Genomic DNA, 12,803 nt, shown 5'->3' with positions numbered 1-12,803 from the left:
GACCGCTCTAGATCTTTGTTTTAACCTGATTTCCCAGTCGCTCCAACTGCTCCTAGGAGACCTTCGCCAAGGTCTGCCCGACCTGGTCGGCGGGCCCGCCCCCGACGTGAGCCAGCAGGGCAGCACCAAGCCATGGTCAATCAAGCTTCGTAAGAACGGATTGCGTAAAGGGTTCCAGCTTGTCCAGTGCACCCGCCCGTATCTTGGCCGGCCAGTCCGGATTTGCGAGCAGCGATCGACCCACCGCGACAAGGTCGAAATCGCCGCGTTCAAACATGTCGAGCAACTTCTCCAGATTGGGCGCGGCTTGGTTGGCGTCGCCCTTCAGATTGGCCATCAGATCGTGCTGCAATGTCACGGAGCCGACGGTTATCGAGGGCTTGCCCGACAGTTCGCGCACCCAAGCGGCCAGATTGCGATCACTGCCAAATTCGCCTTCCCAGAAACGACGCTGGGAACAATGAAACATGTCGACGCCCGCGTCGGTCAGCGGTGCCAGGAACCGCGCCAGTTCGTCCGGCGAGTGTACCAGCCGCTCGCGATAGTCATGCAGCTTCCATTGAGAAATCCGCATGACGATAGGGAAGTCTGGAGATGTGGCGCGGCGGATCTCGCGAACGACATCGACGGCAAAGCGGGTCCGCTGGGCGATGTCGCCGCCATAAATGTCGTCGCGCTTGTTCGTCGCGTTCCAGAAGAACTGATCGAACAAATATCCGTGGGCAGCGTGCAGTTCGACGCCATCAAAACCCAGCTCATAGGCCGACCTTGCCGCATGTGCATAAGCTGCTGTCACCTCATCAATTTCCTGCTGGGTGGCGGGTTCGTCGGCAAGGCGGGGCAGCACGCCTATTCCACCGACATAACCGGACGGGCCAACCTGTCGCGAAACGCCGGTGTCCTCGTCGTTATATACGCCCTCGACGATGGTTTTGACGGTCTGGCCCACATGCCATAACTGGGGCATCATCTTGCCGCCGGCAGCATGCACGCCATCGACGACACGTTTCCACCCGGCTAGTGCATCCTCGCCGTAAAAGCGCGGCGCGTCGGGCTCATTTGACGCGCTGGGATGAGGGATCCATGTCCCCTCGGTGATGATCAGGCCCACGCCCCCTTCGGCCCTGCGACGATAGTAGCGGGCGACATCTTCCCCCGGAACGCCGTCTGGCGAAAAGCATCGCGTCATAGGCGCCATGACGATCCGGTTCTCAAGATGGAGCGAGCCGTGGTCAAACGGCCTGAACAGGCCCTCTATGCGGGCCGCCATGTCGATCGTCTTGTCCAAAATCATCATACCTTTCATTAGCGGCATCGGCCCAAATCGCCTTCACAAATACATTCGCAGCGTCGCGATAGCGATGATCCTTCGCGCAATGTTATTTGCTGGGACAACCAAGATTTTGCGCTTGTAAACGCTTTCTGGATCGCCACAGTCAAAGACCCGGAGCGGGACCTACCCGTTTTTGATGCAACGCATTCTACGTGCCAGCAGGCGGAGGCTTTGCGATGGCGGTCCACTCGCTTGAAAAGTTCTAGCGCCGTCTGCGCACGATGATGCCAGCCGCGTCGCGGTCCCAGGTGGTCCCGGTCACGCCTTCTTCCCGCAGCTTGTATTTGAGCACGCGGCCGGTAGGATTTTTCCACAGTTCTGCCCGGAACTCATAAAAGCGCGGTACAGCGAAATGGGGAAGGGCATCGATCGCCCAATAGCAAAGCTCATCCTCGGCCAGTTTTGCTCCTTCCCTAAGGACGATGGTCGCCTTGATCTCATCCTCGGCGTCCTGCGCGCCGATGGCATGGATCGCGACTTCGGCAATCGCGGGATGCGCTGAAAAAGTCTTTTCCAGTTCGAAGCTGGAGATGTTTTCGCCACGGCAACGGAGATAATCCTTTTGCCGATCGGTGAAGAACAGATAGCCATTCTCAATTCGACCGAGATCCCCGGTATGCATCCACAGGTTGCGCCAAACCTTGGCGGTATCTTCGGGGCGGCGCCAATAGCCTTCGAACATGACGTGAGGAAAGCGCGGACGGAACACGATCTCGCCAACCTCCCCGTCGGGGAGTGGCTGATCATTTTTGTCAAAGATCAGCATTTCGAACTCGTCTGCCGCCCGGCCTACGCACGTTTCGGGTGGCACTTCGTCAGGTAAAGTCATGGTGAGCCGCGCACCCTCGGTCTGTCCGTAGGCCCATGAGGAAACGCTCTGAACGCCGAACCTTTCCTCCCATATTTTCCTGATTGGGGGTGTGACCGGCTGGCCGGTGATCATCTTCAACTGACCATAGCAGCGTTTCATGGCTTCATTGTCGGGCGCATTCGCAACAAGCGAGAAGATGGAGGCCATCAGTGTCGCATTGGCCGCGCCCGACGTTTCGATGTCGGACCAGAAGCTCGTGACGGAAAAGCGCGGCCAGACCGCGACGCGATGGCCCGCGACCAGCGCACCCAGCACCACGTTGACCGCGGAGGAGTGGAATAGGGGAAGGCACGTCCAACTCCATTCATCGTCTGCCTCGGGCACCGCCCGCCGCTGTTGCCGACCTTGCATGCACATATAATTGTGGCTGATCATGCAGGCCTTGGAAGTTCCGGTGGTGCCCGATGTATAGATCAGGCAAGCCAGATCGCGTGGAGCAACCGTGATCGGGATCGGCGTTTCGTCCGTGCCGCGATAATCGTCGAAACGCTGGATGGGCGTGGCGCAATCAGGGAAAGGCCCATTGTCCCGGCACAGGACCAGTTTGGCGGCGGGAAGCTGGTCGGCGATCTCGATGACCCGATTTAGATAAGCCAAGTCGCAGATTACGATAGCCGCATCGGCGTCGGAGACCTGATGCCGGAGGAATTCATGGCGATAGGCGGTGTTGATCGGCACCCAGATGGCGCCCAACTTGTTGATCGCGAACCAGATTGCTATCACATCGGCGCTCGTGTCCAGGATCGTGACGACGGTATCGCCCTTGGCGACGCCAAGGTTCGAAAAGGCGTGGGCCATGCGCGTAGCCCGGCGGTCGATTTCCCGGTACGTGACCTGGTCACCGGCGATATCAAGGAATATCTTGTCGCCCACGGACGCCACGGCTCGTTCCAGCGCATGAAGCACCGTATCCATCTGGCCAGCCCTGAAACGATCGTCGTCCACCGATGGGAAGGGAAAGGGCGATAGCCCCTCTGCGGCATTCGACATCAATGTCTCCTGATTATGCATAGGATTATTCGACGGACATACACTGTGCAATGGCCGTCGGCATGATCCGGGGCGGCATCAAGGATTGTCCTAGATAGCAGCGCGAGCTTGGCGAACCCCTTGTGCGATGGCAAAACGGTCTGCTCTCGCCACACGATATCCGGCCCAGCGTTACGCTGGCCGGAACTGGGGTAGGGCTATTCCATCGCGGTCTTCATATATCACATGGACAGGCATGCCGATGCGGACATCCTTCGGCTCGCACTCCACGATGTTGGCCATCATGCGCACGCCCTCCTTCAGGTCGATCAGCGCTAGGACATAGGGCAACCTGTCCTCGAACGCGGCGAAGGGCGCGATGTGCAGAACAGAATAGGTGGCGACGACGCCTTCACCGCTAGCCACTGTCCAGCCGGGATCGGCTGTCCAGCAGGATGGGCACCAGGGATGGGTGAAGCGAAAATTGGCGCCACAGGCATCGCAATGCTGTATCCGCAGTTCGCCCTTTGCCGTGCCCTCCCAAAAGGGCACATTGAGACTGGTGATATCAGGTTTTGGTTTCGCGTTCATGCGTCCCTCGCCAGGATCAGGGTCGTGTGATCGTACATCATGCCGCCATAGCAATGGGCAAGCACCCTGCTGGCCTTTTCCACCTGGTTGGGACCCGCCTGCCCCATTGTCTGGCGCGCCGCCTCGATGAGCACCGACATGCCCGATGAATCGCCTGTATGGCCAAAGGACAACAGGCCTCCATTGGTGTTCATAGGTAGTATCCCGCCCGGATCGGTCGCGCCCGACTGAACGAAGGCACCGGAATCCCCCGGCGCGCAGAAGCCGAGATTCTCCAACAGGATCAGCGGGGTCGCGGAAAAGGCGTCATAGAGTTGTACGACATCGATGTCCGCAGGCGTCATGCCCGCCTGCCGGAAGGCTGCCGGCCCGGACACGGTCGCGCCGGTTTCTATGAGGTTGCCCGCATTGCTCATCGTTCCGCGCAAATGGCATTCGCCGTAACCGCGTACATAGGCTGGCTGGGCGGCGATGTCGCGAGCCATGTCGGCGTGTGTCACCAGGACCGCGCCGCCACCGTCGGTCGGAATGGAGCAGTCGAGAAAATGGAACGGCTCCGCGATTGCGCGCGACGCGATGACGTCAGCCACCTCGATCGGCCCTTTGGCGTGCATCAGCGCGCGCGGGTTGAGCAGCGCCCATTTGCGCGCGGACACGGCATAACGCGCAATATCCTCTCGCGTAATACCGCGTTCGTGCATGAACTGTTGCGCGATCATCGCGTAAAGTGCGGGGATGAACGTGCCATAGGGCACCTCGAAGTCGCACTCGCTAATGACCCTCGCCATCATCTCGGCCCCGCCGTCGCCCGGTTTCATAAATTTGCCCGCGCCGATGCACAGCACCGCCTTCGCCTGTCCCGCCTCGATGGCGAGTTGAGCGCGATTGATCATGGCGACAAAGGTCGCGCCGCCCAGGCACATCGTCTCGGCAAAGCGCGGATAAATTGCCAGCTCGGACACCAGCTTGTCATGCACATAGGTATCGGTGGCCCCGGCCGATTGACCGGCGGGAGAGGTCAGCAGCCCGTCCACATCCTTTGGCCCGATCCCCCAACTGCCAAGGGCACCCTTAAGCACTGCCCGGAACATGTCGAACGGGTCCAGTTCGGGATATCGGCCCGGCACCATTTCATATGTGGCGGCTATCGCGACGGCCATATTGTTCATTCTTCCCTTAACTTGTCCGTCAGCATGCTTTCTCGGAAGGCTTCGGCATAGCGGCGATCGTGCGGATGCAGGCAGGGAGACTTGGCAAATCCGCTGCAAGCAAGTTTTCGCCGATGCGGATCAGAAGGCCAGCGCGACCTTGCCGAAATAGGTCTTGCCCGCCTGATAGGTGAACGCCGCGCTGATTTCCTCCAGCGTGAAGACGCGGTCCACCACCGGCTTGAGGCCATTGGTTTCGATGGCGCGGACCATGTCCTCCTGATCGGCTCGACTCGCAACGGTAAGGCCTGATACGGAACGGTTGCCCACGATCGCCATCATAGACGTATAGGCGATCGGCTGGCGGCTGAGCGCCCCTATCAGCGCCGTCTTGCCACCCAGCTTCTGTGCGGTCATGGTCTGATTCAGATCGCCGCCGACAACCTCTATGGCTAGATCGACGCCTGTCCCGCCGGTCAGATCGCGGACGGCCTTACCCCATTCGGGCTCGTCTTTATAATTGACTACATGGGCGGCTCCCAATGCTTTCAGCCGCTCCAGCTTCTCCGTGGTGGAGGAGAGGGCAATCACCTCGGCCCCGGCCATGCGGGCGAACTGCAGTGCGAAGATGGAAACGCCACCGGTGCCTTCGACAAGCACCCGGTCGCCCGGTTTGACCGATGCTTCGACGAACAGCGCGCGCCAGGCTGTGAGAGCCGCGCAGGGCAGGGTGGCGGCTTCAACATCGGACAGGCCCGTCGGCGCGCGGGTCAGGCTATCCGCATGGATGGCGACATATTCTGATGCAAAGCCGTCCATATGTTCCCCGCGCGACGCACGCACTTTTTCGGGCGTCGCGGGGCCATCGATCCAATAGGGGTAAAACACTCCCATAACACGATCGCCCACGGCAAAGCGAGTCACGCCCTCGCCTGTCTCGACAACCTCACCCACGCCGTCCGACAGGGGAACCGTGCCCGCCCTGGCAGGCAGGATGCCGCTGACGACCAGATAGTCATGGAAGTTGACTGAACTCGCCCGCACGCGAATCAGCACTTCGCTGGCGCGGGGCTTTGGGATGTCCCGCTCAACGAGATGGAGCGTATCGATGGTGGATGGCTCGGAAACCTCTACGCGCTTCATCTCTCATGCCTCTCGCAACGATTTTCATTCCATCCTGCATTGACGCATCGGTATACCCGGTCAAGGATGCTGGTTACGACAGTCAAATCCCTGGTCATTCGAGGTCATCGCTGCATGAAAGACGATCGCCTGGAACGGCCAGCCAAACGCAGCCTTGAAGGACCATCACCTCGTCCGCCAGTTCCCTTTTCGGATATTGAGTGCTTGCATGCGCGCGAATTTCAGCTCGTTCTTGCCATGACGGGTTTTGCCCTCAGGTCCAGCGAAACGGCCAGGAACAGGCCGCAACAGATCGCCACAAGTCCGGTGGTCAGTGCGAAGGGCAAGACATAGCTCCCACTCATTTCAAACACGAGAGCCGCTCCTACCGCGAAGGAAAAAGTAAAGGGAAGCTTGATCGCGTAGCTTAGACCCATGGCGCGGCTGATACTGGAAACCGGGATCAGGCGGCCAAGCGCGGCGCCGTGCAGCGTCGACATCGGCACCTGCATTACGCCCATAAGCGCGGATAGTATGAACAAAGATCGCGTGTCTGCGACAAGCAGTGCGGACCACAGCACCATCTGAAAAAAGCTGGTCGATACAAAAGCGTTTACAGGTCCGATCCAGTCGGCGACACGTCCGTACAGGAGAACGCCAAGCAAGCCTGCCCCGGCATATAAAGAAAGAAGCTTCGAGGCGGTCTGGATATCCATGCCGTTTCCAAGGCCGAACGGGACGATGTGCACGACAAAAATCGTTCCCGTACCTGCCATCAGTCCCATTGCGAGCGAAACGAGCCAGAAAGGCCGTGATGAGAGTATATCACGCGCGCTTAATGTGGGTTCGTGCGGTGAACCGTCAGCCCTATTGTCGCGACTGCGCGACAATAGGGCTGACGTTTGGGGGTGGTCGCGAAGTAGAAGGAACACGGCCGCGAGAACTATAAATATGGCTGCAGCGGCGGCCAGAATAGCCGAGCGGCCGTAATCAGGGAGTGTTGCGCCGACGATATAAGGTGTCAACAGCAACGCAACCGGCAGGTTGACGATAGAGAGGGCGGTAGCGCGCCCGGTCGGGAACCAGCGGCTGATCAGCGTCAATGGCCCTATAACGCCACACAGCGATACGCCTGCGCCCACAAGCACGAACATCGCGAGTGAGAGGGGATAGTAGGTCAGCATGGATAGGCCGAGATAGCCGACTGCGCTGATAAGGGCTCCGGCAGACATCGTGTAGCGTATGGGAAACTTCTGCACCAAACCGCCCAGCAGCGGAGCCAGGCCGCCCAGTGCGAGATTGAGGACGCTCATACCCATAGTGGCTGCTGACCGACTGATGCCGAACTGGGCCTCGGTGCTTACAAGAAGCGGTCCAAAAGAGCCGAAGGTGAAGCCTATCGCCATATTTTGTGAAAGGAAACAAAGCCCGACCACCATCCAGCGGGAAAAGGGTGGGTCTGTCCGCATTATTTTCCTCTCGGTTCTGCTCGCTCCGGCGGTTGGCGCTCGGGCTGGCAGCAACTCTTTTATCATCTGGTCAGTAAGGGGCTACAACTGCACAGGCAGCGCGCAATGTCTGTAAGAGCGGGTGGCCGGGCCGAACTCGTCGGGGCCGATCGTGCGCAGCCTCGACTACTTCGTCCGCTCTAAACTCGCACATCTGCCGGAAATGACGGATCCAGAGCGATGTGCGATCCGGTTGCATCGGATCAACCGCTCTAGATTCTTGTTGTAACGAGATTTCTGGGTCATCAGATGATTCCATCGGACGGAAAATCGCTAATTCGACGGTGCGCCCAGATTCTGTTTCATGGCCTCGAGTGGATTGAAGAACTCGCGCCACCGCGTCAGCCTGCCTTCGCGAAAGGAGAGGGCGAACAGATAATGGTTTCGGTAGTCCGGACGGCCACTCTTATATGTACCGTGAGAGCGGCCCTCCACGATCACCGTATCCGCTCCGGTATCGAATATATCGACGATATCTATTTTGAACGTCTGGAAAACCCGTATCACGCTCATCTGGTCGATCATCGCGTCGACACCTACAAATTGTTTGGCGCCCGTCGGCCAATAAGGAAAATCAAGCTCGACGTCGGGATGGGAGATGGTGCGTAGGGCATCGAAGTCCCTATCACCTTGATACAGGACTGCCTGTTTCGCAAGTGCAGCGTTGCTCAGCATTTCGTTACTCGTCATCCTGGCCCTCATGATGTTAATATATTGGCATTTTTGGGGCTATAGACACCGGGGCGCAATGAATTGCATGTTCAGGCAACGGCGACCCGATACATGGCCTTGCTAAACAAGCGCGCGCTTGCCCATGCCTTAAGGGCAATCAGATCGCGTCCTATTTGTTCGACTGTTTCGACACTATGTTGCCCTTTGAACATGACGGCTGACAAACCGTACCGAATAACAGAAAGTTCGTCGAGGATTGTTACGCCGACGGTATTTACCCCTGGCGAAAAGTTACCTTCATCATATCCATATCCCCTCACCTTCGCTAACTGGACTTCTTCAGCATAGCTCTCAAATGAGATGGGAACCTGCCAGTGTAGCGCCCTGAAACCGTTCTCCAATTCTTTCTGGGACAGGTCCATATCCGCTGCGACCGCCCGTCCGACGGCGCCGATCAGCACAGGCAGGCGCTTTCCGACCGACATATGGATGCGCATCTGATTAGTGCCTTCGGCAAAGCCAGCAAGCACCATACGAGAGCGCGGAATCATCCGCCACATCCCGATTGCTATGGAATAGGCCTGCGCCATCTCATCCACCCTACCCCTGATTGTCGTGAATGCGCGGGCAGGGTCCAGCGCGCGGCGTGCGACTATGATGGCGGCAGTGCCGAGCGAATATCCCTTGGTAAACGGGTCGATTTCGACAAATTCCTCTGCGACAAGCGATTTGAGGATTTTGAAACAGGTGCTTGGAGCGAGCGAAAGTTCCCGCGCGATCGCGTTGACGCCGAGCGCATGCTCGCGTTCAGCAAGAAGGCGCAAGATCGACATCGCGTAAGTAACCGTGCTGGCCTTCTCTCGGCGCGCTACTTCCATTTCTGGTGCGTTAAGGGCAGGTTTATCCAAAAAATCCTCATAGTGACATGTATTTAAAGGCTGCCGGCGCTTCAAGCCCATATTGCAGTCAGATACGTCATCAGATCACGATTTAGAAGTCAAACTGTCGCCCGCCTGGTTCAACTCCAGTCAATTGCGATTGCGGCGCTGAACCAAGAGCGTTTTCGGAGGACCTACGGTTTCTCCCCGTTCGATCGCGGCTGCAACGCGGGATACGCGAAACGAAGGTCACTACACTGCATCCTGGGACAGATTCGCATTCCTATTGACCTATCATTCCTGATGAGGAATAGTCATTCCCGATAGAATGCCGATGGGTTATCGATTCGGGCTGGACCCACCTCGGCGCGGCGATACGGCAAGGGCAGCGGCACAGATCGCCCACCGCTATGGAGAGTATGTCATGCAAACGCTTTTTTCCGCAAATGGGAATGCCACTTCGGAAGTTTGGGCAAAGTGGGCCACTTTGTCGGCCAGGGAGTTTTATGACGGCGAGTTCGTCGCTGACCATGTGGATAAACTTCAGTTCTGTTTCGAGAAGGCCCTCGCATTTCCGGCGTCGCTTACTTACTTGGCTTTGAATTGCGGCACGTCCTATCGCCGAACATGGCAGCACATTCGCAGCAACAAGGTCGGCTTCAAAGTTATCTGGTTCATCAGCAAGGGCACATTGTCCATTTCCCGTTCGAATGGGTCGTCAATCATCGAAAAGGGGCAAATGGGCATTCTCGATTCCGACGCGCCTTTCCATTGCAAGATGACGCCAGGCGTCGACGGAATGTTCGAATCTTATCAGCTTGCTGTTCCTGCTTATTTGTTCCTCGCCCATTTGGAGGGAGCAGAGCAGGTCAATAACGTGTTCAGTCTCGAAACGCCTCAGGGCAAGGTTGTGCAGCGAATGCTGCATCTGCTAGTAAAGGAGGGTGAGAATCTTAGCAGGCGAACAGCTAAACCACTGACGGAGAGCCTGCTAGAGGCCTTGGCCGACTGCATCGATCTTAAGGGGCTGGATATTTCCCGACGGCAGAGCCTGGTCGACAAGCGGCTCGCCGACATTGAGAATTATATTTTGATGAATCTATCCGATCCCGATCTTTGTTACAATCGGGTAGCGTCCAACTGCGGTATTTCACCGCGATATCTGTGCTACGTACTCAAAGCGAACAACACGTCCTTTTCTGATCTGCTTTGGAAAAACAGGCTGCCGCGTGCCCGCGATCTGCTGGTTGCGCCGGGGACGCGCGGTTACCCAATCCATGAGATTGCATTCATGTCCGGTTTCAAGAGCGCTGCACATTTCAGCCGCATGTTTAAGGCCGCTTATGGCTGTCCTCCACGCGAATTCCGAAACGCTATCGAGGGGTCTGTTTCGCCAACGACCGTGTGCGAAGACGATCGTGGTGAGCAGATCTTGCGCGCTGCCTGACGAAGGCGATCGCCGCTTTCGCGGGAGACGATTTGTAGTGGAGTGGGAACAACCTGAAGCACGTATTCAGTTACTGTTTTCACTTCATTTGGCAGATTGCCTGAGATTTTCTCCATCGTGCAGTTGGACATGCGGGGCAGTGCCCGACCAGTCAATCATTCGCCTAGTTTTACGGGCGCCGACCCCGTAATGGCTCAAGAATGAGCTGGACTTTGGAGAGCCTCGGAATGGTCATGCCGCAATATGCGTGTTTTGCATTGAATCTGACAGACGGCATCGCGGAAATCCGCTTTGCGCGGCCGGACCTGCTCAACCGGCTAGATGCGCCCGCGCATGAGGAATTTGTCGCGGCATTGCGCTTTCTCTCGGCGATCGGCGAGAAATTGCGCGTTCTCGTGCTTTCAGCTGACGGTCGCGCCTTTTCTGCTGGCGGAGATTTCAATGAGATGCTGGAAGCCAACCGCTCGGCGGACATTCGGGCGCAAATGATGCGCGACGCGCGTAACGTGCTAAACGGCCTTATCGATTTTCCTGTGCCGATAATCTCCGCCATTCAGGGGCCCGCCATTGGCCTGGGCGCAACAGTCGCGGTAATGGCGGACATCGTCGTGGCCTGGAAAGGTGCGAAGATTGCGGACACCCATGTCAATATTGGTCTTGTAGCTGGCGATGGAGGCGTGCTCGCATGGTCTCAGGCGATCGGCATCACACGTGCGAAGCGCTACCTCCTGACCGGCGACATTCTGACGGGTAAAGAAGCCTTCGCACTGGGTTTGGTAACCGATCTTGCCGACAGCCCTGAAGACGTTTTGCCGGCCGCGCTGGCGCTGGCGCAGCGGATATGCACCCTGCCGCCCGAGGGCGTCAATGGCACACGCCGCACGTTTGCGGCACTGACACGTGCTCGCATGGCCGAATCATTCGAACTCGGCGTCTCGCTGGAGATGGAATCGATGGCAGGCGAAGGGTTACGCCAGGCGGTGGAAGCTTTGCGCAAACGCTGACCCAAGTCCGCGCAGGCTCCACCTCTTAATTGGCAAGGGCGCTCACATCTTCCATCCTGTAGACTCGCGCTGCCGTGCCCGCGAACAGGGCGTGGCGGTCGTCTGCGGACAGGTCGGCGGTCATCCGCTTGAAAGCATTCCATAAGAGCGTGTAGGAAATAGCATGCATGTCAACAGGGAAATTACTCTCGAACATGCAGCGTTCCGGCCCGAACAGGTCGATAGCCGTCAATATATGGTCGCGCTGAATTCGGGCCGTTTCCTCCGAACTATGCGGCTGTTGCTCTTTGGTAGCGTCCATTCCCGTCTGGGTCATGTTGAGTGCGCCCAGCTTGACCGAGACGTTGGGGCATTGGGCGAGGCGCGCCATGTCGCGCTTCCACTGAGCAAAAGCCTCACCGCGTCGTCCGGCAAAGCGTCCGATCGCAAGCGGCCCGCCGGTATGATCGAGAATGATATTAGCGTCTGGAACTACGCGCGCCAGGTCTAACAACTCGGGTAATTGTGGCTGGAACATCCATGTATCGAGGCTCAGCCCGCGTTTTACCAGTTCGGCGACGCCTTCCCGGAAAATCGGGCGGTTCATTATCTCCGCTTCAGTCGCACCATAGACAGGCGGGAGGTCGGGATCGATAGCCGTCATGTAACGAATGCCTTTGAATCGTTGGGAGGCAGCCATATGGGCATCCAGAACATCGCCCACAGCGGCACCCAGCAACAGGTCCGCATGCGTAACGATAGCGGCGCACAGTCCCGATGCCGCGCTACCACGCGCCTGCGCCGCATCCGCCACGCTGTTGGCATATTCGGTTTCACCTACGACGCGCATGGCTTGCGGGCCATCTGTCCGGTAATGGGCGTGGGAATCGGTATAGACGGTGGCCAAGATAGTATGGCCGCAATTTTCCATATCGGCCGTTATTGCGTCTACCTTGTACGCTTCCCACGGTTCCAGGGGTGGCGTGAGCCAGATGTGATGATGCGCATCGATAATCGGTAGGTCAGGCTCCAAGGCCATTTCGTTGACCTGATCCCGCCATTGCTTGCGCGTCGTCATCTGTCCGTCTCCTTGATCGCGCCGGGTCGACCTGGGTTGTAACCGCGCGGGCCGGATGTCGATAGCTCGTCGGAAGCGATTGAACATTGCTTGAATGGCGCCCTGCACCCTGGGACAAACGCTCCTGCCAATCGAGGAAAGGAAGCCTGATCGCTTCAATGGTTGTTATGCCTCAGCGATCATGAGTATCTGTTAATTTATCC

Annotated in this window: 11 protein-coding genes; 2 read left to right on the top strand and 9 right to left on the bottom strand. The window is 57.9% G+C overall.

The features are described 5' to 3' along the window. Nucleotides 1–136: 136 nt before the first annotated feature. The 8 genes from WG907_RS16885 to WG907_RS16850 all read right to left on the bottom strand — a co-directional run bounded on the left by WG907_RS16885 (nt 137) and on the right by WG907_RS16850 (nt 9,173). Nucleotides 137–1,294 (bottom strand): NADH:flavin oxidoreductase, encoded by a 1,158-nt coding sequence (locus WG907_RS16885; RefSeq protein WP_340234656.1) that lies wholly within the window; start codon nt 1,292–1,294, stop codon nt 137–139. A gap of 241 nt (nt 1,295–1,535) precedes the next feature. Further along, nucleotides 1,536–3,194, bottom strand: a complete 1,659-nt coding sequence (locus tag WG907_RS16880; RefSeq protein ID WP_340234654.1) for an AMP-binding protein — start codon at nt 3,192–3,194, stop codon at nt 1,536–1,538. Nucleotides 3,195–3,365: 171 nt separating this feature from the next. Further along, the gene (locus tag WG907_RS16875; protein ID WP_340234652.1) at nt 3,366–3,764 is read right to left on the bottom strand and encodes a Zn-ribbon domain-containing OB-fold protein; all 399 of its coding nucleotides are present in this window, start codon (nt 3,762–3,764) and stop codon (nt 3,366–3,368) included. Further along, nucleotides 3,761–4,924, bottom strand: coding sequence for a thiolase C-terminal domain-containing protein (locus tag WG907_RS16870; RefSeq protein WP_340234650.1), 1,164 nt, complete (start codon nt 4,922–4,924; stop codon nt 3,761–3,763). The genes WG907_RS16875 and WG907_RS16870 overlap by 4 nt, the downstream gene beginning before the upstream one ends. Nucleotides 4,925–5,053: 129 nt before the next feature. Next, nucleotides 5,054–6,055, bottom strand: coding sequence for a zinc-dependent alcohol dehydrogenase family protein (locus tag WG907_RS16865; RefSeq protein ID WP_340234648.1), 1,002 nt, complete (start codon nt 6,053–6,055; stop codon nt 5,054–5,056). Between the two features lie 221 nt (nt 6,056–6,276). Then, nucleotides 6,277–7,503 (bottom strand): MFS transporter, encoded by a 1,227-nt coding sequence (locus WG907_RS16860; protein WP_340234646.1) that lies wholly within the window; start codon nt 7,501–7,503, stop codon nt 6,277–6,279. Between the two features lie 312 nt (nt 7,504–7,815). Next, nucleotides 7,816–8,232 (bottom strand): nuclear transport factor 2 family protein, encoded by a 417-nt coding sequence (locus WG907_RS16855; RefSeq protein ID WP_340234644.1) that lies wholly within the window; start codon nt 8,230–8,232, stop codon nt 7,816–7,818. Nucleotides 8,233–8,303: 71 nt separating this feature from the next. After that, nucleotides 8,304–9,173 carry an IclR family transcriptional regulator gene (locus WG907_RS16850; RefSeq protein WP_340234642.1) on the bottom strand — a complete coding sequence of 290 codons (870 nt, stop codon included), beginning with the start codon at nt 9,171–9,173 and terminating at the stop codon, nt 8,304–8,306. A 253-nt stretch (nt 9,174–9,426) separates the two neighbouring features. Here WG907_RS16850 and WG907_RS16845 point away from each other — a divergent pair, with 253 nt between their 5' ends. Together WG907_RS16845 and WG907_RS16840 are read left to right on the top strand one after the other, a co-directional pair. Then, nucleotides 9,427–10,539 carry a helix-turn-helix domain-containing protein gene (locus WG907_RS16845; protein WP_340234640.1) on the top strand — a complete coding sequence of 371 codons (1,113 nt, stop codon included), beginning with the start codon at nt 9,427–9,429 and terminating at the stop codon, nt 10,537–10,539. A gap of 200 nt (nt 10,540–10,739) precedes the next feature. Next, nucleotides 10,740–11,543 carry an enoyl-CoA hydratase/isomerase family protein gene (locus tag WG907_RS16840; protein ID WP_340234638.1) on the top strand — a complete coding sequence of 268 codons (804 nt, stop codon included), beginning with the start codon at nt 10,740–10,742 and terminating at the stop codon, nt 11,541–11,543. Nucleotides 11,544–11,568: 25 nt separating this feature from the next. Here WG907_RS16840 and WG907_RS16835 read toward each other — a convergent pair whose 3' ends face one another. Then, nucleotides 11,569–12,759: an amidohydrolase family protein gene (locus WG907_RS16835; protein ID WP_340234636.1), complete on the bottom strand. Its 1,191-nt coding sequence runs from the start codon at nt 12,757–12,759 to the stop codon at nt 11,569–11,571. Nucleotides 12,760–12,803 lie beyond the last annotated feature (44 nt).

This window comes from Sphingobium fluminis, from assembly GCF_037723805.1.
Classification (GTDB): Bacteria; Pseudomonadota; Alphaproteobacteria; order Sphingomonadales; family Sphingomonadaceae; genus Sphingobium.
Note: the sequence above shows the minus strand (reverse complement) of the source record. Positions and strands in the feature narration are given on the sequence as shown.